The 20,498-nt window shown below is 75.0% G+C and carries 23 protein-coding genes and 1 tRNA gene; 11 read left to right on the top strand and 13 right to left on the bottom strand.

The window, feature by feature from the left end; genetic code table 11:
* A complete protein-coding gene (locus AB0E62_RS06370; RefSeq protein ID WP_362188899.1) occupies positions 1-1,608 on the bottom strand; it encodes a dynamin family protein in 1,608 nt (535 codons plus the stop codon).
* Between the two features lie 321 nt (positions 1,609-1,929).
* Between AB0E62_RS06370 and AB0E62_RS06365 the strand changes: the two genes are divergently transcribed.
* Positions 1,930-2,005, top strand: a tRNA-Arg gene (locus AB0E62_RS06365).
* 177 nt (positions 2,006-2,182) lie between these two features.
* Here AB0E62_RS06365 and AB0E62_RS06360 read toward each other — a convergent pair.
* Both AB0E62_RS06360 and AB0E62_RS06355 read right to left on the bottom strand, forming a co-directional pair.
* A complete protein-coding gene (locus AB0E62_RS06360) occupies positions 2,183-2,398 on the bottom strand; it encodes a hypothetical protein (protein WP_362188896.1) in 216 nt (71 codons plus the stop codon).
* 307 nt (positions 2,399-2,705) lie between these two features.
* The gene (locus AB0E62_RS06355; protein ID WP_362188893.1) at positions 2,706-3,098 is read right to left on the bottom strand and encodes a hypothetical protein; all 393 of its coding nucleotides are present in this window, start codon (positions 3,096-3,098) and stop codon (positions 2,706-2,708) included.
* A 124-nt stretch (positions 3,099-3,222) separates the two neighbouring features.
* On the opposite strand from AB0E62_RS06355, the gene AB0E62_RS06350 reads away from it, so the two are divergent.
* Positions 3,223-3,846 carry a hypothetical protein gene (locus AB0E62_RS06350; protein ID WP_362188889.1) on the top strand — a complete coding sequence of 208 codons (624 nt, stop codon included), beginning with the start codon at positions 3,223-3,225 and terminating at the stop codon, positions 3,844-3,846.
* Positions 3,847-4,166: 320 nt separating this feature from the next.
* On the opposite strand, the gene AB0E62_RS06345 is transcribed toward AB0E62_RS06350, so the two are convergent.
* The 3 genes from AB0E62_RS06345 to AB0E62_RS06335 form a co-directional block, all read right to left on the bottom strand.
* Positions 4,167-4,361, bottom strand: coding sequence for a hypothetical protein (locus AB0E62_RS06345; RefSeq protein ID WP_362188886.1), 195 nt, complete (start codon positions 4,359-4,361; stop codon positions 4,167-4,169).
* 60 nt (positions 4,362-4,421) lie between these two features.
* Positions 4,422-4,817 (bottom strand): hypothetical protein, encoded by a 396-nt coding sequence (locus AB0E62_RS06340; protein WP_362188883.1) that lies wholly within the window; start codon positions 4,815-4,817, stop codon positions 4,422-4,424.
* 106 nt (positions 4,818-4,923) lie between these two features.
* A complete protein-coding gene (locus tag AB0E62_RS06335) occupies positions 4,924-5,403 on the bottom strand; it encodes a hypothetical protein (RefSeq protein WP_362188880.1) in 480 nt (159 codons plus the stop codon).
* Between the two features lie 354 nt (positions 5,404-5,757).
* Here AB0E62_RS06335 and AB0E62_RS06330 point away from each other — a divergent pair, with 354 nt between their 5' ends.
* Positions 5,758-6,069, top strand: a complete 312-nt coding sequence (locus AB0E62_RS06330) for a chaplin (protein WP_362188877.1) — start codon at positions 5,758-5,760, stop codon at positions 6,067-6,069.
* A 75-nt stretch (positions 6,070-6,144) separates the two neighbouring features.
* Here the strand turns inward: AB0E62_RS06330 and AB0E62_RS06325 are convergent, their stop codons facing one another.
* The 7 genes from AB0E62_RS06325 to AB0E62_RS06295 form a co-directional block, all read right to left on the bottom strand.
* Positions 6,145-7,011 carry a tyrosinase family protein gene (locus tag AB0E62_RS06325; protein ID WP_362188874.1) on the bottom strand — a complete coding sequence of 289 codons (867 nt, stop codon included), beginning with the start codon at positions 7,009-7,011 and terminating at the stop codon, positions 6,145-6,147.
* Positions 6,995-7,489: a tyrosinase family oxidase copper chaperone gene (locus AB0E62_RS06320; RefSeq protein WP_362188871.1), complete on the bottom strand. Its 495-nt coding sequence runs from the start codon at positions 7,487-7,489 to the stop codon at positions 6,995-6,997. Before AB0E62_RS06320 ends, AB0E62_RS06325 begins: the two co-directional genes overlap by 17 nt.
* 126 nt (positions 7,490-7,615) lie before the next feature.
* Complete coding sequence (locus AB0E62_RS06315) at positions 7,616-8,134, bottom strand: hypothetical protein (protein ID WP_362188868.1); 519 nt, start codon at positions 8,132-8,134, stop codon at positions 7,616-7,618.
* A 176-nt stretch (positions 8,135-8,310) separates the two neighbouring features.
* Complete coding sequence (locus AB0E62_RS06310) at positions 8,311-8,814, bottom strand: DUF5949 family protein (RefSeq protein WP_362188865.1); 504 nt, start codon at positions 8,812-8,814, stop codon at positions 8,311-8,313.
* A gap of 137 nt (positions 8,815-8,951) precedes the next feature.
* Positions 8,952-9,236 carry a hypothetical protein gene (locus AB0E62_RS06305; RefSeq protein WP_362188862.1) on the bottom strand — a complete coding sequence of 95 codons (285 nt, stop codon included), beginning with the start codon at positions 9,234-9,236 and terminating at the stop codon, positions 8,952-8,954.
* A 129-nt stretch (positions 9,237-9,365) separates the two neighbouring features.
* Complete coding sequence (locus tag AB0E62_RS06300; protein ID WP_362188859.1) at positions 9,366-10,088, bottom strand: hypothetical protein; 723 nt, start codon at positions 10,086-10,088, stop codon at positions 9,366-9,368.
* A 172-nt stretch (positions 10,089-10,260) separates the two neighbouring features.
* Complete coding sequence (locus AB0E62_RS06295; RefSeq protein ID WP_362188856.1) at positions 10,261-10,500, bottom strand: chaplin; 240 nt, start codon at positions 10,498-10,500, stop codon at positions 10,261-10,263.
* Between the two features lie 443 nt (positions 10,501-10,943).
* Here AB0E62_RS06295 and AB0E62_RS06290 point away from each other — a divergent pair, with 443 nt between their 5' ends.
* The 8 genes from AB0E62_RS06290 to AB0E62_RS06255 are packed head-to-tail and all read left to right on the top strand — an operon-like array spanning position 10,944 to position 20,494.
* Entirely contained in the window at positions 10,944-12,221 is a 1,278-nt protein-coding gene (locus tag AB0E62_RS06290; protein WP_362188853.1) for a glycosyltransferase, read from the top strand.
* Positions 12,218-13,645, top strand: coding sequence for a sugar transferase (locus AB0E62_RS06285; protein ID WP_362188850.1), 1,428 nt, complete (start codon positions 12,218-12,220; stop codon positions 13,643-13,645). Before AB0E62_RS06290 ends, AB0E62_RS06285 begins: the two co-directional genes overlap by 4 nt.
* A 3-nt stretch (positions 13,646-13,648) precedes the next feature.
* Positions 13,649-15,010, top strand: coding sequence for an O-antigen ligase family protein (locus AB0E62_RS06280; RefSeq protein WP_362188847.1), 1,362 nt, complete (start codon positions 13,649-13,651; stop codon positions 15,008-15,010).
* Positions 15,007-16,836: a lipid II flippase MurJ gene (locus AB0E62_RS06275; protein WP_362188844.1), complete on the top strand. Its 1,830-nt coding sequence runs from the start codon at positions 15,007-15,009 to the stop codon at positions 16,834-16,836. Before AB0E62_RS06280 ends, AB0E62_RS06275 begins: the two co-directional genes overlap by 4 nt.
* On the top strand, positions 16,820-17,563 hold the full coding sequence (locus tag AB0E62_RS06270) for a polysaccharide deacetylase family protein (protein ID WP_362188841.1): 744 nt from the start codon (positions 16,820-16,822) through the stop codon (positions 17,561-17,563). The genes AB0E62_RS06275 and AB0E62_RS06270 overlap by 17 nt, the downstream gene beginning before the upstream one ends.
* Entirely contained in the window at positions 17,560-18,717 is a 1,158-nt protein-coding gene (locus tag AB0E62_RS06265) for a glycosyltransferase (RefSeq protein ID WP_362188838.1), read from the top strand. The genes AB0E62_RS06270 and AB0E62_RS06265 overlap by 4 nt, the downstream gene beginning before the upstream one ends.
* On the top strand, positions 18,714-19,370 hold the full coding sequence (locus AB0E62_RS06260; protein ID WP_362188835.1) for a lipopolysaccharide biosynthesis protein: 657 nt from the start codon (positions 18,714-18,716) through the stop codon (positions 19,368-19,370). Before AB0E62_RS06265 ends, AB0E62_RS06260 begins: the two co-directional genes overlap by 4 nt.
* Positions 19,367-20,494 (top strand): GNAT family N-acetyltransferase, encoded by a 1,128-nt coding sequence (locus AB0E62_RS06255; protein ID WP_362188832.1) that lies wholly within the window; start codon positions 19,367-19,369, stop codon positions 20,492-20,494. The genes AB0E62_RS06260 and AB0E62_RS06255 overlap by 4 nt, the downstream gene beginning before the upstream one ends.
* Positions 20,495-20,498 lie beyond the last annotated feature (4 nt).

Genomic DNA, 20,498 nt, shown 5'->3' with positions numbered 1-20,498 from the left:
TCACCTCTCCTTCTGCAGTACGGACAGCGCGGCGATGAGTTCGGCCTGGGGTTCCGGATGGACGTCCAGGGCGTCGAGCGGGGCGAGGCGCCGTTCGCGTTCGGTGTGCATGACACGGTCCACGTGCTCGGTGAGCAGCCGTCCGGCCCGGTCGCGCAGCCGCAGTACGCCGTGGGCGCCGAGCCGTTCGGCGAGCCCCTCTCCGGCGGTGCGCGCCCGGCGCCCGCCCAGCACCGCCGTGGCGACGAGGGCGGCGACGACCTCGGGGTCGGGGGCGCCGGTGCGCTCCAGGACCCGTACCTCGTCCTCTGCGTACTCCTCCAGCTCGCGCCGCCAGCGCCGGGCCGCGAGCCCGATGCGGTGCTCGGCGCTCTCCAGGGAGGTGTCGCGGGCGGCCAGCTCGGGGGCGCGGGCGGCGGGCTCGCGCCGCCAGGCGTCGTCCACGCGCTCGTCGGCGGCGGTCACGGCGCACAGCAGCAGGGCGGCCAGGCTCTCCACGAGGGCGTCGAGGAGTTCGGCGGCGGTGCAGTCCAGCGGGAAGGCGCGCCACCGCTTGAGGGCGTCCCCGGCGAGGACGGCGCCGGACTGCAGGCGGCTGCGCACGCGCGCGTGCTCGCTGTCGTAGGCGGCGTCCACGGCGGAGGTGAGCCGGAGGGCCGCCGCGTACTGGGCCGCGGCGGCGCCGGCCAGCTCGGGCATGCGGGACTTCAGCGAGTCGAGCAGGCCGTAGGCGGTACGGGCCATGACGTGCTGGCGGGCGGCGGGGTCCTGGGCGTGCTGGACCAGCCAGCTTTTCAGGGGCGCGACGGCGGTGGCGGGCAGCAGACCGGCGCCCCAGGCGGACTCCGGCAGCTCGGGCACGGTGAAGCGGGGTACGTCCCCCAGCCCGGCCTTGGTCAGCAGGGCGCCGTACTGCCGGGACACCTCGGAGACGACCTGGTGGGGCACCCGGTCCAGGACGGTGACGAGGGTCGCGTCGTACTCCTTGGCGGTGCGCAGCAGGTGCCAGGGGACGGCGTCGGCGTAGCGGGCGGCCGTGGTGACCATGATCCAGATGTCGGCGGCGCAGATCAGTTCCGCGGCGAGGACGCGGTTGTCCGCGATCAGTGAGTCGACGTCGGGGGCGTCGAGGAGGGCGAGGCCGCGCGGGAGGGTGTCGGCCGTCTCGACGCGCAGCACGCGCGCGTGCTCGTCGTCGGTGGGCGGGAACTCCTCGGCGGTGTCGCGGTCCGGGTCCCACACGCGGGTGAGGGCGGGGAGCACGCGCATGCCGCTGAACCAGTGATGATCCTCCGGATGGCAGACGAGGACCGGTGTCCGGGTGGTCGGCCGGAGCACGCCCGCCTCGCTCACCCGTCGGCCGACGAGGGAGTTGACCAGCGTGGACTTCCCCGCGCCGGTGGAGCCGCCGACGACGGCGAGCAACGGCGCCTCGGGGTGCCGCAATCGGGGCACGAGATAGTCGTCGAGCTGCGCGAGGAGTTCGTCGCGGTTGGCACGCGCGCGTGGGGCCCCGGCCAGGGGCAGCGGAAAGCGTGCGGCGGCGACACGGTCGCGCAGAGCGGAGAGTGTGTCGAGCAGCTGAGGCCGTACGTCCAAGGTCACCACATGCGAAGAATGCCCAATTTTAGGGGAATTCTGAAGCATATAGACATGTCTGCGCGCCGACAGGACAGAACGGACGGAGGGGACGAGTGGGACACCGACACGGTCCAGGCATAACGAGTGCACAACACCCGGTGCGTCGGCCGCCAAAAGCGATGCACGATTCGCACCTGCCTGCGATTATCAGGACCGCTTCACCGAACCTCCACATCGAGCCACGGAGGGGAAGCGACAGGGTCAAGGAACCGGGAGCCCTATCCTTGACCCCGGCAACGTCACGGATCGGCCCCCACCAGGCCACCAGGCACGAGGCCACCCCACCCGGCCCCCGTAGCTCAGTGGATAGAGCAGGCGCCTTCTAAGCGCTTGGCCGCAGGTTCGAGTCCTGCCGGGGGCGCCAGGCTCCACCCTCCCGCTCGGGAGGGCTTTTCGCTGGTCAGAGCGGCTTTCAGCGGCACGACAAAGCCCCGAACGCCCCCTTGATGATCAAGGGCTGACTTCGGGGCCGCCCGGCTGTCACCGGGTTCTCGCGGGTGGCCGTGTCGAATACGTGTCGAAGTGCTCGACCGGTGGGAGATCAGCCGGCGCCGGGCACCTCCGCCTCCGCCTCCGCCTCGGGAAGATCACCCGCGGCCTCCAGCCGCCGCTTCAGGTCCGGCAGCTGCCCGTCGACGCACCGGGCGTACGTCGCCAGCAGCACGGCGACGCTGTTCCCGGCCCACTCGGCCACCTGGGCGGGCGGGATTCCGTCGTTGAGCCACTTCGTCAGGCGCGTGTGCCGGATGTCGTACACGCGCCGTCCAGTGGGTGACTCGAAGACGTGCGGGGGCACTACGGCCTTACGCGCGCTGCGCCACGCCCGGCGGATGACGGAGCCGGCGAGGATACCGCCGGACTCACCCTGGAAGACCAGATCACCCGGCTGGAGCTGTTCGTCCTCGATGTGCTGCCGCAGGATGCGTGTGACAGCCGACGGCAGCGGCTCTGACGGGGACAGTACGAGCCCTTCGCCCGCGCCGCCGACGGCAAACGAATCCGCAGGTCAGCGGTGGCCGGGGCGCCCTGCAGAGCCCCGACCCGCGCTGTAGAATCGGCCTGCGCTACAGCACGAAGTAGGCCCGGTTAGCCGAAAAGATGGCGCTGGCCACGGTCGTCAGCCAAGGGTCAGGTGCGGGTGTTTCCCTCTTGCATCCGTCTGCCAACTCAGCTGCGAACTCGGTGACGATCTCAGTCGATGCGGGCTTCGCAACAGTCTCACCGCTGGAGTCGTGGTCGTTATTGCGCTCGGCCTGAAGCAGTTCTCGCGCGGCCTCTCTTCGCATAGCAGTGTCGTCACTGGCCAGGTACTCGGAGCAGGGCATCGCCCCGTAATGCGGACCATCCGACGTCGCTTCCCCGTCTTGCGTGGTGAGTACGACGGCCAGTGCCGCCCCCGCCAATGCCACGGCGGCAATGCCGAGGGCTACGGGTCTCGTCATTTGAAAGGCGCGCATGAGGTTCCCTCCCCTAGAACGCGCCACCTCCCCAGGCGGCGCCGAAACATGCTAGGCGGGCACTCGGCTTTAGGCAGGGGCAGGGGCAGGGGCAGGCTACAAAGCAGATGTATCGTTCGGCGCCATGAGCGAGCCCACTCCCTGGCCTGACATAGTCAACGCGATAGCCGCCGGAGCCAGCGCCGTCGCGGCCGGCGCTGCTCTTTTTGCTGCTAAGCGCGCGAACACCGCAGCGGAGCGTGCCAACGACACAGCTGATGCCGTCGCCCGGATCGAGCGTGACCGCTGGCATACGGAACTGACTCCTCAGTTCGAGATCACCGCCACCAGGCTAGGACCGGGTTCGAACCGGGTGGCGCTACTCATGACGCTCACCGGCCAGGCAGGCCTCCCTCAGCTTGATGCTGTAACGATCACCATCCGGGACGACGGCTACACCCATCTCCCGGGTGTCGGGGTCACGCAGGAGATGCTTGATGCCACCATCTTCGGGCCCTACCAGTTTGAACCCGGCATAGACGACGCCGACCCGGACGGCCGGAGGGTAACGACCAATCCCATGCAGATCGGAGATTGGGTCAAGCACTCCCTCTCAGTGACCCCCGTGCCAGCGTGGAGCAATCTTGAGTACTGGCGTGAGCAGTACCGCAACGAGCCCATCCGACTGCGCCTCGAGTGCAAAGCTGCGGGCTTCAAGCCGTGGTACATCGCCACCGAGGTACGTGTGGCTGAACCGACGGCCGGATGAACTGGCTGACAGCCCATGGCGCGCTGGATGGAGGCACCGAACAGCCAGGGCAGAATCCTTGCCTACGGTGAACGCGCGGAGAAGTCAGGGAGCCAGAACACTGGGGCATGTAGAACACGCAGGTCAGGCACGTTGCGGATCGGTACGCAGCAGTCTCTTCTAAAAGCACTTGGCCGCAGGTTCGAGTGCTGCCCGGGGCGCGTACGGCCTCTCACCTGAGGAGACGGGAGAGAGGCTCTTTCACGTCCGGCTCGCCTTCGCTCCGAGACCAGGCCCTTTTCCTCCGGCCCATGCGATCCGGCTCCGCGGCCGGTCGCCGTTCAGGGGCGGTCGTCGGGGAAGATCAGACTCGGTGCGCTGCTGATCAGCGCCAGGGAACCCAGGCCGAGGGCCATCCGGCCGAGGGTTCCGGCGCCGTGCCAGTCGTGAGGGGGGCCGAAGACCACCCAGATGCCCAGGCCGATGCCCGCGATCATGATCGCCAGGCCGCCGAGGCGACGTAAGCCGTGACTCATGGGTGCATCCTCGGCCCTCCCGGACCGGCGCTCAAGACGGTTGTGTGCGCCGGGAACGGATCAGGCCAAGGCCGGCAGGAAGCCGCCGTGGGTCGTGCCCGAGGAGAGCAGGACGGGCCAGTCGAGGGTCTCGGGGAGCCGGTCCAGGGAGAGGACGACCGCGCCGCCGGCCCGCTCGGTGTCGTCGCACCAGTCGGCCATGTCGCCCGGTGCCGTGCCGTCAGCGGTGTCGCCGACCACCGGCGCGGCGAGCGCGGGGACGAGGATCCCGTGGTCGCCGGGGCCGTCCACGACGCACAGGGTGAGCCGGGGCACGATGCTCCAGCCCTCGCACCGGGGTATCTCCCCGCCGGGCGCGGTCAGGGGCGGCAGGGCCTCGTGGACGGGGGCTCCCGCCAGCAGCAGTACGGGGGTGGCACCGCGGACGAACAACGTGTTCTCGGGATCGAGCAGCATGGCCCCACTCTCTCAGCCCGTCGGCGCGTCGCGGCTGCCGGGCGGCGTCACCGTTCCTGGCGTGCACTACGGCTGCCGGCCGCGGCGTCACCGGGCCTGGTGTGCCCTACGGCTGCCGGCCGGCTTCCTCGGGTCTCTCCCCGCGGTTCAGTTTCCGCAGTGTCTCCCTGCTCCAGCCGGAGATGCGGGCCAGTTCCGACTGGCGGACGCCGCCCGTGGCCGCGTCGCGCAGTGAGGACTGGAGCGCCTCCGTCGCCTCCTCCAGCCGGGCCAGGGCCTCGCGGCGGCGGCCGGCGTCCCTGCGCACCTTGTGTTCCAGGACGCTCCGCAGGGTGAACGCCACGGGCCGGCCACCGGCTCCCTGGACGCGGACGAGTATGCGCAGGCCGGGGGCGTCCGGGGCGGCCAGGGCCGCCGCGGTGTGCCGGTGGTGGGCCAGGTAGCGGTCGAACGCCTGCACGGCGGCGTCGGCGGCGTGGTAGCCGTAGAACCAACTGGGTGTGACGGCCTGTGTGTTCCAGCCGTCCGCGCCCTCGCGCTGCACCTCTACGGCGAACACCAGCCGCTGCGGACGCGCCTCTTCCATGGCTTCCCCTTTTTCCGCTGGTCGGCAGGGGGCTTACCAGGATCCCTCACTTCGGTGAAACGTGCCACTGTTCGTGCGTCAACAACCCTGTCGCCCGGACCGGTTGGCACATCGATCGGGCAGATGGGCCGCGAACGGACACGGCGTCAGGCGGGTCAACACGGTGACGCGCGGGCGTCACACGAACAGTCCAGTCGCCGTCGGGGTGTCCGCGTGGGACGGCACGGCGCCCTGCCGTTGAAAGGGTGATCCGCGGCCGATCGGCGTGACCCGCCCCGCACGGCGCCGTTGAACGGGAAGTGCGGCGGCTGGCCTGCCGCCGCGCGTTTCCCCCAGCGACAAAAGGAGAACGTGATGTCTCGCATCGCGAAGGTGGCCGCTGTCGCCCTCGGCGCCGGCGCCGTGGTGGTCAGTGGGGCCGGGCTCGCCCTGGCCGACGCGGACGCCCACGGCGCGGCCGTCGGCAGCCCGGGCGTGGTGTCCGGCAACCTGATCCAGGTCCCGATCGGCATCCCGATCAACGTGTGCGGCAACACCATCGACATCGTCGGCCTGCTGAACCCGGCCTTCGGCAACACCTGCGCCAACGTCAGCGACCACACCAAGCCCGCCAAGCCGCGCCACCACGACGACGGCGGCTACGGCAACGACGGCTACGGCCACTGAGCCGCCCGGCACCCCACGGACAAGAGCCCCGGCACTCCGAGCGCCGGGGCCTTGCCGCGTCCACCGCGCACCCGCTCAGGCGTACCGGTACACCCGGCTCATGTCCTCCAGCTGGTCCGGTGTCTCGTCCCACGGCGGCAGCTTCTGGTGCCGGGCCACGACCCGGCCGTACTGGGCGTCGCCGGCGCGGGGCGGCTCGGCCGGCAGATAGCGGTGCGCTCGGTGGGCCCGCTGCCAGCGGTACCACTGGAGGTCCAGGAATGCGTGGTGCAGCCAGAACACCGGGTCGTTGACGGACGCGCCGCCGAGCATGACCCCGCCGACCCAGCGGTGCACCCGGTTGTGGTTGCGCCAGGAGGCGCTGCCGCTGCCGCTCCCCCAGCCCTCCAGCTTGTTGCGGAAGCCCTTGCGGACGGTCGAGTCCCAGGGCCAGGCGTCGTAGACCGGGTCGTCGAGCGCCCACTGCAGCTCGCTCCTGGTGGGCAGTTGGAGGGGGGCGGCCGCGCGGCCCAGGTCCCGGGTGAGGAACCGGCCGTCGGTGACACCCTCGTTGATGGTCCAGTGGCCCGCCGCGTAGGCGAACGGGCCGGTCGTCACCTGCCGGTCGGAGCGCCGCCCGTTGCCGCCGAGGAGGTCCTTCGTCCACGGCACGGACGTCGTCGTGCGGTCCCGGGTCCAGTCCCAGTACGGCACCGTCACCGCGGAGTCGACCCGGCGCAGGGCCCGTTCCAGCTCCAGCAGGAACCTGCGGTGCCAGGGCAGGAAGGACGGCGCCATGTGGGCGCTGCGCAGGCCCGCCTCGCCGTCGGCGCTGTAGTAGTGGATGTGCATCCGCACGAACTCGTCGTACTCGCCCCGCCGTTTGAGCGCCAGCAGGGCGTTCACGAACCGCCGCCGCTCCCCCGCGGTGAGCGCGCCGACGTTCTTACGCACGTACGTCATGCCGTCCCCCCGTCCGCCCGTGGCCGCCGGAGTGGCCGGTGGCGGGCCCGGGCGCCGTCAGGTCGCGCAGCCTCCGGCCGGGCCCCATCTCGTCCACGGCGGCCCGGGTCGCCTCCAGCGGCGTCCGGTACGACGTGTAGTGGTCGACCATGCTCAGCCAGGTGCCGTCGGCCCGGCGCATCAGGTGCAGCGGGCGGCCGTCCACGGTGATCCGCCAGGTGCCGCCGGCCGCCTGGCGGCCCGTCGCGGGCACCAGGACGCCCTGGATACGGCGGCCCCGGTACGTCTCGTCAAAGAGGCCGCCGTCGGCCGGTCCGGCCGGGCGCTCGGGCCGGGAGGCGGCCACGACCGGGGTCAGCGCCAGTGCGGCGGCGGAGGCCAGCAGCCCCCGCGCCACCTCTCTGCGGGACCGTCCGGCCCCTTTCTCCCCGGCCTCCCGATGGGCACCGACCGCCACTTCGCCGACACCGACGACCATGCTCGCTCCTCGTCCGGGTGCAGATGTTCCGTACCGGCTAACCGGCCGAGGGCGCGCGGGGTCACCGCCGTAGAGCCATACGAGCCATACGAGGCATACGTTTCGTGGGAGCCGTACGGGCCTCGGTCAGCGGCCGGGGCCCGTGGCCAGGTTGCCGCCGGCGACGCTGCGCAGGACCGGGGCGACGAGGCCGGCCTGGGGGAGCTTGGTGGACGGCAGGCCGAAGCGGTCCGCGTCCGGCGCGGTCAGGGGGGCGTCCAGGGCCAGGCCGGGGGTGAGGGCCCGTACGTCGCCGGCGGGCGCGTCCACGTCGAGGTGGTCGAAGTCGTCGCCCATCAGGCGCGGCAGCGGGGCCCTGCCGTCCAGTCCGGGCAGCCCGCCGCGCACCGGCAGCTGGGGCAGGGTCCGGTCGGGCAGCAGCCGGCCGGTGACGTAGCGGGGCCCGTCGGGGGCGCCGGGCCGGATCAGCGGCGCCTCGGCGCGGACCTTGGGCACCTCCATGCCGAGCGGCTGGGAGACCCCGCCCAGCGGCACGGGGACGGGGACCGTACCGGCCGCGGCGGCGGGGCCGGCGGCTCCCACGGTGGCCGCGAGGCCCGCGACGACGGCGGCGAGGGTGCCTCGGGTGAGGGTGATCGGCTTCATGACAGGTACGGGCCCTTTCGGAATGCGGGGGTTCGACGTCCGTACCGCGTAACGAGCGGAAAAGGCCCGCATTTCACATTTCCCCCGAGTGCCGTAATAGTCAGCTCGTCCAGAAGTCCCACCAGCGGTCGGTACGAGAATTCCGGCCGGGCTGCTGGGGCCCGGGGGCCGGGGTGTCAGGTGCGCAGGCCTCGGGCGGGCAGATAGACGTGCGCGGCGGCGTTCGTGGTCTCCGGGGAGCCGGCGAACGCGGCCAGTTCCGCTCCCTCGGCCGAGCGGCGGGGACCGGCCGACGGGCAGATCCGGGTGGTGAACATGAAGTAGGCGTAGCCGAGCCGCCCGACCGCCTCCAGCCAGTCCGCCGGCGGGGTGGCCTGGCGGCTGATCTGCGGCATCTGCAGGACGACCTGTCCGGCGACGACCAGCATGGTGACCTTCAGGCCGGGCCGGGCCATGCCGATCACGGGCTCGCCGCCCACGGGCAGGTCCATGTCCTCGAGGAGCCGGGCGACGGCGGCGGACGCGGCCTCCGGACCGTCGGGGCCGTCGCCCAGGGAGCAGGCCAGCAGGCAGGGGGTGTGCCCGTTGCCCTCCTCGTTCCTCGCCATCCAGGCGAGCAGCGCGAGCGTGCCGAGGTCGGCGGCGCGGAAGGGGCGGGTTTCGCTTGATGCTGAGGTCATCGCGCGACCATATCGACGGGCCGGGGCACGGCCCGTTGCCCTCTCACCCGTCCGGAGCAGCGTCCGGGACCTCGCCACACGATCGAGCGACGTGGCCCCGGACGCGCGCCGGGGGGCGGGCCGGGAGCGGGGCGTCGTCAGCGCAGGGGCAGACCGCCGAGCAGTCCCCGCTGGTTGAGCGTCGTGGTGGCGCCCTTGACGCTGCTCAGCACGGAGTCCTTGTTCTCGGTGTCGAGCGCGTCCGACTGGTGCTTGAGCGGCATCAGGTCCTTCATGCCGGGCGGGTGCTCCATCAGATGGTTGAGCCCGCCGTTGAGGCTCATGGGCGGCAGGTGCTGGGCGTCGTGGGCGAACGCGGGTGCGGTGACGCCGGCGAGGGCCACGGAACCGGCGACAACGGCGGCGGCCTTGAGGGACTTCATCGTGTTCCTTTCTTGGCAACTCACGTCACCCCGGAAATGCGGACGCCCTGCTCAACGATTTCCGGCCGGGCCGGAAACCCCGCCCCGAGAAGACATATGAGATCCCCCGCGTACCCGGGGACGCGCGCGTCAGCCGGCCGGTGTGGCCGCCGCGGGCAGGTCGGTCGCGGCGATCCGGGAACCGCCGAGGCCGAAGAGGCCCGTCAGCAGGTCGAGCAGGCCGGACAACAGGTCGTCACCGACCGGCAGCAGCTGATCGGAGTCGTCGGTGGTGGCCGCGTCAGTAGCGGTGGACGCTTCTGCGGCGGTGGACGCGTCTGCGGCGGTGGACGCGTCTGCGGCGGTGGCCGCTTCTGTGGTGCCCGCCGCGCCGGTGATGGCCTTCACCAGGTTGTCGAGGGCGGTCCGCAGCGCGTCGAGCGCGTCGTCGAGGGCGTCACGGGCCACGGGCGCACCGGCGTGCGCCTGACGCGTGGTCACCGGGGCGGCGGGGGAGGCGGTCGTCACCGCCGTGGCCGACTGGGCCGCGGCGGTCCTGGTGATCGCCTCCTTCGCCGCCTCGCCGAGCCTTCTCGCCTCGTCGGCGGGGAGCCTGCCCTCCTCCAGCGACCGGCCGAATAGATCGACGACCGGGCTCAGCCCGGGGTGGGCCCGGCCCAGGGCCCTGACCTGGGCGAGGAGATCCTCCTTCGCCGTCGCCGGGAGAGACGACGCCGGGACAGACGCCCGGGACGCGGTACGCCCGTGCTCCCCGGCCGCGTCGGCGGCGAACGCCACCGGGCCGGTGAGGCCGGCCAGAACGGCGGCGCAGAGGACGGTGGACGCGAGGCGCCGGGCGGGCAGATCACGCATGGGGGTTCCTTTCGGTGAACGGTGGGACCTGAGCCCACCGTCCGTTCACCGATGGCCCGCCGCAACCGCTCGTCCACGCGGCGTGATCCGTACGAGGGAGCGCGAACCGGCCGCCCGTCCCGCGCCACGAGCGCGGGCCGGACGGCCGGCCGAAGGGGGTGCGTTCCCGGCGTCAGTGGTTGACGCAGGTGTTGCCGAAGGCCGGGTTCAGCAGGGCGATGATGTCAATGGTGTTGCCGCACAGGTTGATCGGCACGTGAACGGGGACCTGGATGACGTTGCCGGAGATGACACCGGGCGAGCCGACAGCGGCGCCGCTCGCACCGGCGTCGGCGGAAGCCACACCGGCACCACCGGCGACGGCCGCGGCGGCGGCGGAGGTCAGGACCAGACCCTTCGCGATACGCGACATGGAGAGGTGCTCCTTGGGATCGACACAACATCCGGGCGGATACCCGGCGTTGTGTCAACGCCCGGCGCCGCCGGGAGTTGTGCCGCCGAAGGGGTGATGTCCGGCGATGCCCGGGTGACGCCGCGGGAGGTCCCGCGCCGCGGCCGGCGGTGCCCGGGCGGGCCGGGTGCTCCCCCGCACGGCGTAGCGGGCCCACGCTCGGCGCACCGGGTGCCGTACCGGTTCCTGCGGAGGCGGGCCTACGCCGACGGGCTCGGCACCGCCGGTGATCCGTCCGATCCCGGCCCGGCTCCCCGGTCCGGCGGTGACCCGCCGGGCTCCCGGCTCGTTGGCCACGCGGACGCGGCGTGGGCCCGCGCGCTTCGCGCCGCCGTGAACGCCCCGGACCGAGGGCGCGTTCACGACCGCAGTCCCGAACGCCCCGTGAGCGAGGTACCCCGCGCATGCACCAGTCAGCCCCCGCCCCGCGGCCCCGGGTCCTGCACCTCGCGCAACCCGTGGACGGCGGTGTCGCCCGGGTCGTGCTCGACCTGGTGCGGGCCCAGCTCGCGGCGGGCCTGCCGGTCACGGTCGGCTGTCCGGGCGGCGCGCTCGCCGAGGGGCTGCGGGAGCTGGGCGCCGAGGTGCGTCACTGGCCCGCGCGCCGGTCCCCCGGGCCCGGGCTGCCGGGCGAGGTACGGCGGCTGGTCCGGCTGGTCGAGGAGGTGCGGCCCGAACTGGTGCACGCGCACAGTGCCAAGGCGGGGCTGGCCGCGCGGCTCGCCGTGCGCGGGCGCGTGCCGACGGTGTACCAGCCGCACGCCTGGTCCTTCGAGGCGGCCGGCGGGCTCACCGGGGCGCTCGCCCTGCGCTGGGAGCGGTGGGGGGCGCGCTGGGCGGACCGGGTGGTGTGCGTCAGCGCGGCGGAGCGCGCGACCGGCCTGCGCGCCGGGGTACGCGCCGCGTACACGGTCGTCCCGAACGGCATCGACACCACCCGCTTCTCCCCGGGCCCCGCCCCCCGTGAAGGGGACCGGCCGCTCGTCGTCTGTGTGGGCCGCCTGTGCCGGCAGAAGGGCCAGGACGTGCTGCTGCGCGCCTGGGACACCGTCCTCGGCACGCTGCCCCGGGCCCGGCTCGCGCTGGTCGGCAACGGCCCGGACCACGAGGCGCTACGGGCGCGGGCGCACCCCTCGGTGGAGTTCGCCGGTGCCGTCGCCGATGTCGTGCCCTGGTACCGGGCCGCCGACCTGGTCGTGCTGCCCTCGCGCTGGGAGGGGATGGCGCTCGCCCCGCTGGAGGCGCTGGGCTGCGGACGGCCCGTCGTCCTCACCGATGTCGACGGCGCCCGGGAGAGCCTGCCGCCCGCGCTCGCCGCGCGCTGCCTGGTGCCGCCGGAGGATCCCGGGGCGCTGGCCCGGGCGATCACCGGCCTGCTGTCCGACCCGCCCCTGCGCGCGGCGCTCGGTGAGCAGGGGCGCCGGCACATCGCCGCCCGGCACGACGTACGGCACACCGCCACCCGGGTCACGGCCGTCTACGCCGAACTCCTCACGGGCGCCGGGCAGAACGGAACGCGTCAGCCACCGCTCCCCCGGCACGGCGAACCGCACGAGCCCTCCGAGCAGAACGCACCACACGAGCCCCCGGAGTACGACAGGACCCTCCGGCCCCCGCCCCCCGAACGCGACGCCACCGGTCGGCCCGGACCCGCGCGGAGCAGGGGGGCCGGCCGCCCGTGACCACGGAAACCACCGTTCCCTCGCCCGGTAAGCAATCGCGGGCGCCCGGGATCCCGCCCGGCCCGCGCCGCCCGGCGCGCCCGGCCGGCGGCCTCCGGTTCCCGTCGCGGCACGCGCCCGCGCCGGCCGCCCCGCCGCTGCCGCTGCTGGCCGCCGACCTGCTCGCCGCGCTGGCCGGCGCGGCCGCCCTCGGGGAGGCCGCCCGCCGGCCGGTGCCGGTCACCGCGCTGGTGGCCGGCGCGCTGCTGCTGCGTCCGCGCTCCCGGCCGCTGCCCGGCGTGCCCGGCGCGCTCGACGAACTCCCCGCCGTGTGCGGGCGGATCGCGGTGACCTGGCTGGGCCTGGCCGCGCTGCTCGCCACGTACGATCCCGCGCGCGCCCTGACCGCCCGGACCCTGGTACTGGGCTGGGTGCTGCACACGGCGGTGGCCGGGGCGGGCCGGGGCGCGGTGTACTGGCGGCGCCGGGTCGCGCTGCTGCGGCGCCCGCGGACCGCCCTGGTGATCGGGCCCGCCGCGACCGCGCAGCGGGTGGCCGCCGCGCTGCTGCGCCACCCGCGCTGCGGGGTACGCCCGGTGGCCGTGGTCGCCGAGCACCCGGCGGACGCCGCCGCGCTTCCGGTCCTCACCACCGGGGAGGAGGTGGAGCGGGCCCTCATCCGGAACGGGGTGCGGGTCGTGCTCACCGTCGACCCGGGCGTACGGACCGCGAGGGCGCCGCTGCTGCGGGCGCTCGCCGAGTCGGGCTGCGGGGTCTGGGAGCTGGACGCGGACTCCCCGGCGTACGAGACGCGCGACCAGCTCGCCGGGTTCGCCGTGCGCCGCCTGGACCCGGGTGCGCGGCGGCGCGGCAGTGCCGGCAAGCGGCTGCTGGACGTGGCCGTGTCCGGGACGCTGCTGGTGCTGGCCGGCCCGGTGCTGCTGGTGTGCGCGACGGTGCTGCGGCTCACCGGCGGGCCCGGCGTGGTGTTCCGGCAGGAGCGCGTCGGCAAGGACGGCCGCCCCTTCACGATGCTGAAGTTCCGCACCCACCGACCGGCCGACGAGCAGGAGGCGGCCACCCGGTGGAGCGTGGCCGGCGAGCAGCGGATGCGCCCCTTCTGCCGGTTGCTGCGGCAGACCTCGATGGACGAGCTGCTCCAGCTGTGGAACGTCTTCCGCGGCGACATGAGCCTGGTCGGCCCGCGTCCCGAACGCCCGTACTTCGTCGACCGGTTCAGCCGCGTCCACCCGGGCTACGCGGCCCGTCACCGCATGCGGACCGGTGTCACCGGGCTGGCCCAGGTCAACGGGTTGCGCGGGGACACCTCCATCGAGGACCGGGCCCGGTTCGACAACGCCTACATCGACAACTGGTCGATGTGGCAGGACATCTGCATCCTGCTGCGCACCGCCGCCGCGGTCGTGCGGTCCACGGGGAGCTGATCCATGGCCCTCGCCCCGCCGCCCGGCCGCCTTCTCCGGCCGATCCCCCTGCTGCCGGTGCTGGCCGTGGTGGCGCTGCTCGCGTTGCCGGTCGCGCCCGGCACGGCCGGCGGCGCGGGCCCCGCCGACGCGCTGTCCGCGCTGGTGGTCGTCTTCTGCGCGGTACGGCTGCTGCGCGCGCGCCGCCGCCCACTCACCCCGGCCGCCGCGGTGATCCTCGGTCTGCCGGTGGCCGGACTGGTGCCGGCCGCGCTGCACGCGGTCCCGGCCGACGCCGCGGTCACCGGCCTGGGCCGGTACCTCCAGGTGTTCGTCCTGGTCCCGGCCGCCGTCCTGCTCCTGCTCCGCGACCGGTCCGACTTCCGGCTCCTGGCCTGGTCGTTCGTGGCGCTCGCGCTCTGGCAGGGCGCGGTCGGCGTGCACCAGTACGCGACCGGGACCGGGGCGTCCTACCAGGGCCGGGACGTCCGGGCGGTCGGCACCTTCGGGGTGGCGGACGTGATGGGCATGGCCACGGTGGTCTCCTTGGGGCTGGTGTGCGCGGTGGGGCTGGCGCTGGGCCGTGGCACGCCCCGGGAACGGGCCGTGGCCCTCGCCTGCGCGCTCGCCCTGCCGGTGCCGCTCGCCCTGTCCTTCAGCCGGGGCGCCTGGATCGCCACCGCCGTCACCCTCACCGTCCAGCTGCTGCTGGCCGGGGTGCGCCGGGCGGCGCGGGTCGTGGCGGCCGTGCTGGCGGCGGGGGTGGTGCTGGTGGGCGGACTGGGGGTGGGTACGACGATGCTCCGGGAGCGGATCGACAGCATCACGCGGGTCGCCGATGCACCGGACCGGTCGGTCACCGACCGGTACACGATGTGGGCGGCGGCGGTCGACATGTGGCGGGACCGGCCGCTGACCGGAGTCGGGCTGAAGGCGTTCCCCGAGTACCGCGACGGGCACGCCTCGCTCGCGCTGTCCTCGGGCAGCGACACCGAGGGCGCGGGCGCCGCCTTCCGCAGGCAGCCGCTGTTGTCCCCGCACAACATGTACCTGCTGGTCCTCGGCGAACAGGGGCTGACCGGGCTGCTGTGCCTGGCGGGCGGCTGGCTGGCCCTGCTGGTGTGCGCGCTGCGCGGGCTGTACCGGGACCGCGCGGCCGGCGGCCGGGGCCTGGACTGCGCGCTGGTCGCCTGCGGGCTGCTGGTCTGGCAGCTGGTGGACTTCGTGTACGCGGACATCGGCGGCCCGTCGACCGTGCTCACGGCGGTGTCCCTCGGCCTGGCCGCGTGGTGGGCCCTGCCGGCCGCCGGCCACCCCGGCCCGGCGGACTCCCCCACCGCCCCGCCCGCGCGTACGGCGGCACGGGGGGAGGCGGCCACGCGATGAGCCGTACGACCGGCGAGACCCCGGGACCGGAGACGGACCCGGCCACGTCCGCCCCGGCAGCCGTACGGGAGACAGCCACGGGCCCGGCCGCCCCCGCAGCCGTACGGGAGACAGCCACGGGCCCGGCCGCCCCCGCAGCCGTACCGAAGACAGCCATGGGCACATCCGCCCCGGCAGCCGTACCGAAGACGGGCGCGGGCCCGGCCGGCCTGGCAATCGTCTCCCCCGCCCCCGGCCCGCTCGACCGCCCCGGGCTCCCCTCCCCGGAACCCGCTCCCCCCACCTCCCGGCTCCTGGCCCGGGCCGCGCTGCTCACCGCCTGTCTCTCCGGTGTGGCGGCGCTGCTCGGGCTGGTGCGGGACCAGTCGCTGGCGCGGCTGTTCGGGGCCGGGCGGGACACGGACGCCTTTCTGGTCGCCTGGACCGTGCCGGAGTTCGCGGCCACGCTGCTCATCGAGGACGGGCTGGCCTTCGCCCTCATCCCGGCGTTCAGCGCGGCCCTGGCCCGTCGCGCGCGGGGCGCCGCCGGAAACCCGGTGCGCTCGCTGGTGGCCGGCACCCTGCCCCGGCTGGCGCTGGCGTTCGCGGCGGGCGGGGCACTGCTGGCGCTGGCCGCGCCGTGGTGTGTGGCGGTGCTGGCGCCGGGCCTGCCCGATCCGGACCTGGCCGTGGACTGCACCCGGCTGACGGCGAGTTGTGTGCTGAGCTTCGGCCTCGCCGGGTACTGCAGCGCGGCGCTGCGGGCCCACCGGCGGTTCCTGGCCCCGGCCGCCATCTACATCGTGCACAACGTCGCCATCATCGCGGCGATGTACGCGCTCGGCGGCCGGTGGGGCGTACGGTCGGCCGCGGTCGGCGTCGCGGCGGGCGGCCTGCTGATGGTGGCGCTGCAAGTCCCGTCCCTGGCCGCCCAGTTGCGGGGCGGCGGTACGGACCCGCGGCCCGCCGCCCCGGCGCCCCCGCTGGACGTGCCGCTGCTGGCCAGCGTGCTGCTGTTCGCGCTGTGCCGGCAGTCGCAGGTGCTCATCGAGCGGTTCCTGGCCTCCGGGCTGCCCGCCGGGGCGATCTCGCACCTGAACTACGCGCAGAAGGTCGCCCAGATCCCGATGACGCTGTCCATGATGCTGTCCACGGTCACCTTCCCGGTGGTGGCGCGGGCGCTGGCCGACGGCGACACCGAGCGGGCCCGCGGCCGGGTGGAGCGGGACGTGTCGGTGGCCGCCCGCCTGGTGCTGCTCGGCACGGCCGTCGTCGTGGCGTGCGCCCCGCAGCTGATCGGGCTGCTGTTCCAGCGGGGGGCGTTCACGGCCCGGGACACCGCGGCGACCGCCGGTGTCATGCGGGTCTACGCGCTCGGGCTGCTCGCCCAGACGCTGACCGGGGTCCTGGTCCGCTCGTACTTCTCGGCGGGCCGCGCCACCTGGTACCCGGTGGCCGCGATGACCGCGGGGATCGCCGCGACCTGGGGGATCGGCGTGTGCACGGCCGGTTCCCGGGGGGCCGTCGGGATCGCCGCCGCCAACGCCGCCGGGATCACCCTGACCGCCGCGCTGCTGCTCGCGGGCACCGGCCGCCGCGGTGTGCCGTTGCGGGCCGGTGCCGTGCTGCGCGGGCTGGGCCGTCCCGTGGGGGCGGCCGCCGGGGCCGCCGTCGCGGGCGGGCTGGTGGCGGCCTCGGCCGGGCCGGCCGGGCTCGCCGCCGGTGCGGCCACGGTGACCGCCGTCTTCCTCCTGCTGGGCGGCGCCCCGGGCGTCCGCGCCCTGGCCCCCGCCCTCCGCCCCGTCCGTTCCCTCCCCCAAAGGCTCGCCCATGCCCTCACCCGTTAAGTCCCCGGCGGCCGGTCCGGTCCCGTGGATCGCCATGTACCACTCGGTCGGCGACTGCTCCGACGACCCGTACCACGTCACGGTCTCCCCCGGCCGGCTGGAGCGGCAGCTGCGCTGGCTGGGCCGGCGGGGGCTGCGCGGGGTGTCGGTGGCCGAGCTGCTGGCCGCCCGGGACCGGGGCGAGGGCCGGGACCTGGTGGGCCTCACCTTCGACGACGGGTACGCCGACTTCCTCGTCCACGCCCTTCCGCTGCTGGCCCGTTGGAAGTGCACGGCCACCCTGTTCGTGCTGCCCGGCCGGCTCGGCGGCGACAACGCCTGGGACCCGCTGGGCCCGCGCAGGCCGCTGCTGACCGCCGACGGCATCCGGCGGGCCGCCGCCGAGGGCGTGGAGATCGGCTCGCACGGCCTCACCCACGTCGACCTCACCCGGGCCGACGACGCCCGGCTGAAGGCCGAGACGGTCGAGAGCCGGGCCGCGCTGGAGGAGTTGACCGGCACGGCCGTCAACGGCTTCTGCTACCCGTACGGCACGGTCGACCGGCGCGTCATGGCGGCCGTGCGGGAGGCCGGTTACGCCTACGCGTGCGCCGTCGACCCTGGTGAGCTGAGCGGCCGGCACGTGCTGCCGCGGGTGCACATCGGGCAGCGCGACACCGGCGTACGCCTGGCGCTGAAACACCGGCTGCACCGGTGGCGCCGGCGGCCGGTGGAGGGGCTGCGATGAGGGTCCTGCACATCATCACCGGGCTCGGGGTGGGCGGCGCCGAGCAGCAACTGCGGCTGCTGCTGCGGCATCTGCCGGTCGAGTGCGAGGTGCTGACGCTGACCAACCCGGGGCCGGTGGCCGCCGGGCTCGCGGCCGACGGGGTGCGGGTGACCCACCTCGGCATGACCGGCAACCGGGACCTGGCCGCGCTGCCCCGGCTGACCGGAGTCATCCGGCGCGGCCGGTACGACGTGGTGCACACCCATCTGTACCGGGCCTGCCTGTACGGACGGATCGCCGCCCGGCTGGCCGGGGTGCGCGCCGTCGTCGCCACCGAGCACTCGCTCGGGGACACCCAGACGGAGGGCCGGCCGCTCACCCCGGGCGTCCGCGCCCTGTATCTGCTGGGCGAGCGGCTGGGCCGGACCACCGTCGCGGTATCCCCGGCCGTCGCCGCGCGGCTGGCCCGCTGGGGCGTGCCCGAGCCGCGGATCACGGTCGTGCCGAACGGCATCGACCTCGCGCGGTTCGCCTTCGACCCGGCGGCCCGTCGCCGTGCCCGCGGCGAACTGGGGCTGGCCGAGGACGCGTTCGTGATCGGCGGCATCGGCCGGCTGGTCCCCGGCAAACGCTTCGACGTGCTGGTCCACGCCCTGGCCCACCTGCCCGCCGACTGCCGGCTGCTGCTGGTCGGCGGCGGCCCGCAGGAGGGCGCGCTGCGGCGGGCCGCGCACCGGGCGGGGGTCGCGGGCCGGGTGGTGTTCGCCGGGGAGCGGCCGAATCTGCCCGACGGTTCGCCCGGGCCCCCTCTGCCCGCGCTGGCCTCGGCGATGGACGTGCTCGCCGCGCCCTCCCCCGAGGAGGCGTTCGGGCTGGCGGTGGTGGAGGCGCTCGCGGCCGGGCTGCCGGTGCGCTACACCTCCTGCCCGGCCCTGGAGGACCTGCCGCCCGAGGCCGCTCCGGACGCGGTGCGGGTGCCGTGCGAGCCCGGCGCGTACGCCCGCGCGCTCGCCGGGGTCCGCGCCGCCGGCCCCGGTCCGCGCGCCCCCGCCGGGGCGGCCCGCCACTACTGCGTCACCCGCAGCGCCGCCCGGCTCCTGGCCGTCTACGCGGCGGCGCTCGCCCACCCGGCCCCGACCCCCAGACCCCCGCAGAAAGCCGTCCTCTCATGACCGAGAACCACACCCGGCGCCACCGCGGCCCCCGCCTCGCCCCGCCCCGCGCGCTCCCGCCCTGGTCGCTGGTGGCGGCCGGGGTCCTCGCGGGCGGACTGCTCGGCGGCGGCTACGGCGTGCTGCGGCCCGCCCAGTACACCGCCACCAGCTATCTGGTCGTCGTGCCCGGCGAGCGCTCCGACGCGGCCGGCGCGCTGGGCTTCGCGCAGGCCTTCGGCCGTATCACCACACAGCCCGCGGTACTCGCCGACGCGCAGGCGCTCGCCGGGGTGCCGGTGGCCGAGCTGCGCGCCGGCGTGCGCGCCGCGACCTCACCGGACGCGCCCATGGTCGCCGTCTCCGCCACCTCGGCCCGCCCGGCGGAGGCCGCCGCCATGGCCAACGCGGTCGCCGGGGCGCTGACCCGGCACGCCGAGGCCGGCCGGGCCGACACCCGGGTGTCCCTGGTCCGGTTCAGCCCCGCGGTCCGGCCGACCGAGCCGTCCTCGGCCTCGGCCGGGGTGACCGGACTGGTCGGGGCGGGCGGGGGCGGGTTGCTCGGTGCCCTCGCGCTGCTGGTGCGGCCGAGGCGCCGGCCCGAGGCGGAGGTCCCGCGCCCGGCCCCGGTACCCGGACCCGCCCTCACCGCCGATCCGCGCGGCCGACGGTGACCGCCACCGTCACGGCGCGCGCCCGGGGCGTCCGCCTCACCGCCGAACTCGTCACCGCCCCGGACGCGTTCGCCGGGCTGGGCCCCGCCTGGGGACGGCTGTTCGGGCGGTGCGCCGCCGCGACCCCGTTCCAGAGCCACGCCTGGCTGCACTCGTGGTGGCTGTCGTACGGCCGGCCGGGGCGGCTGCGGCTGCTGCTGGTACGGGCCGGCCATGATCTGGTGGCCGCCGCGCCGCTGATGCTGGTCCGCCGGCCGCTGCCCGCGCTGCTGCCGCTCGGCACGGGGATCTCCGACTACGCGGACGTGCTGCTGGACGACGCCGACGACGGGCGGGCGGCCGGCGCTCTCACCGCGGCGCTCGCCACCGCGGCCCGCACGGCGCTGGTGGACTTCCGCGAGGTGCGCCCGGGCGGGGCGGTGGAGCGGGTCTACGACCGCTGGCGCGGACCGCGCGGCGCGGTCCCCGACTCGCCGTGCCTGGAGCTGCCCGCGCTGCCCATGGACGGGCTGATCGCCCGGCTGCCGTCGGGCAAGTCCGGCCAGCGGGCGCGGGCCCAGCTGCGCAGGCTGGCCGCGCTGGGCGTGTGGCGGCGCACGGTGGGCCCGCAGGAGGTGGAGACGGCGCTGGTCCGGCTGCTGGCGCTGCACCGGTTGCAGTGGCAGGGCCGGGGGGTGACGAGCGAGCATCTGCGGCCCCGGTTCCGGGCGCATCTGCTGCGCGCGGTGGGTCCGATGGTGCGCTCGGGCAACGCGGTGGTCACCGAGTTCCGGATCGGCGACGAGGTGGTGGCCGTCGACCTGACCCTGCTCTCGGGCGGCATGGCCGGCGGCTATCTCTACGGCGCCCATCCGGGGCTGCGGGAGCGCCGGGCGGACGTGGCGGTGATGCTGCTGGACGCCTGTGCCGGGCTGACGGGCGGCGGCGGGCCCGGCACGCTGAGCCTGCTGCGCGGCGACGAGCCGTACAAGCGGCACTGGCGGCCCGAACGGGTGGTCAACCAGCGGCTGCTGATGGCGCGCCCGCACACCGCCCCGCTGCTGACGGCCGCGCTGTGCGGGGCGCGGACCCGGCAGCGGGGCAGGGAGGTGCGGCGCCGGTGGCGGGAACGCGGCCAGGGCTGAGTCC

This window comes from Streptomyces sp. NPDC038707, from assembly GCF_040636485.1.
Lineage (GTDB): Bacteria > Actinomycetota > Actinomycetes > Streptomycetales > Streptomycetaceae > Streptomyces.
Note: the sequence above shows the minus strand (reverse complement) of the source record. Positions and strands in the feature narration are given on the sequence as shown.

Coding starts and splice junctions, on each gene's coding strand:
- AB0E62_RS06355 (WP_362188893.1), bottom strand. CDS start 3,098: ATGCGCGCCTTTCAAATGACGAGACCCGTAGCCCTCGGCATTGCCGCC.
- AB0E62_RS06350 (WP_362188889.1), top strand. CDS start 3,223: ATGAGCGAGCCCACTCCCTGGCCTGACATAGTCAACGCGATAGCCGCC.
- AB0E62_RS06345 (WP_362188886.1), bottom strand. CDS start 4,361: ATGAGTCACGGCTTACGTCGCCTCGGCGGCCTGGCGATCATGATCGCG.
- AB0E62_RS06340 (WP_362188883.1), bottom strand. CDS start 4,817: ATGCTGCTCGATCCCGAGAACACGTTGTTCGTCCGCGGTGCCACCCCC.
- AB0E62_RS06335 (WP_362188880.1), bottom strand. CDS start 5,403: ATGGAAGAGGCGCGTCCGCAGCGGCTGGTGTTCGCCGTAGAGGTGCAG.
- AB0E62_RS06330 (WP_362188877.1), top strand. CDS start 5,758: ATGTCTCGCATCGCGAAGGTGGCCGCTGTCGCCCTCGGCGCCGGCGCC.
- AB0E62_RS06325 (WP_362188874.1), bottom strand. CDS start 7,011: ATGACGTACGTGCGTAAGAACGTCGGCGCGCTCACCGCGGGGGAGCGG.
- AB0E62_RS06320 (WP_362188871.1), bottom strand. CDS start 7,489: ATGGTCGTCGGTGTCGGCGAAGTGGCGGTCGGTGCCCATCGGGAGGCC.
- AB0E62_RS06315 (WP_362188868.1), bottom strand. CDS start 8,134: ATGAAGCCGATCACCCTCACCCGAGGCACCCTCGCCGCCGTCGTCGCG.
- AB0E62_RS06310 (WP_362188865.1), bottom strand. CDS start 8,814: ATGACCTCAGCATCAAGCGAAACCCGCCCCTTCCGCGCCGCCGACCTC.
- AB0E62_RS06305 (WP_362188862.1), bottom strand. CDS start 9,236: ATGAAGTCCCTCAAGGCCGCCGCCGTTGTCGCCGGTTCCGTGGCCCTC.
- AB0E62_RS06300 (WP_362188859.1), bottom strand. CDS start 10,088: ATGCGTGATCTGCCCGCCCGGCGCCTCGCGTCCACCGTCCTCTGCGCC.
- AB0E62_RS06295 (WP_362188856.1), bottom strand. CDS start 10,500: ATGTCGCGTATCGCGAAGGGTCTGGTCCTGACCTCCGCCGCCGCCGCG.
- AB0E62_RS06290 (WP_362188853.1), top strand. CDS start 10,944: ATGCACCAGTCAGCCCCCGCCCCGCGGCCCCGGGTCCTGCACCTCGCG.
- AB0E62_RS06280 (WP_362188847.1), top strand. CDS start 13,649: ATGGCCCTCGCCCCGCCGCCCGGCCGCCTTCTCCGGCCGATCCCCCTG.
- AB0E62_RS06275 (WP_362188844.1), top strand. CDS start 15,007: ATGAGCCGTACGACCGGCGAGACCCCGGGACCGGAGACGGACCCGGCC.
- AB0E62_RS06270 (WP_362188841.1), top strand. CDS start 16,820: ATGCCCTCACCCGTTAAGTCCCCGGCGGCCGGTCCGGTCCCGTGGATC.
- AB0E62_RS06265 (WP_362188838.1), top strand. CDS start 17,560: ATGAGGGTCCTGCACATCATCACCGGGCTCGGGGTGGGCGGCGCCGAG.
- AB0E62_RS06260 (WP_362188835.1), top strand. CDS start 18,714: ATGACCGAGAACCACACCCGGCGCCACCGCGGCCCCCGCCTCGCCCCG.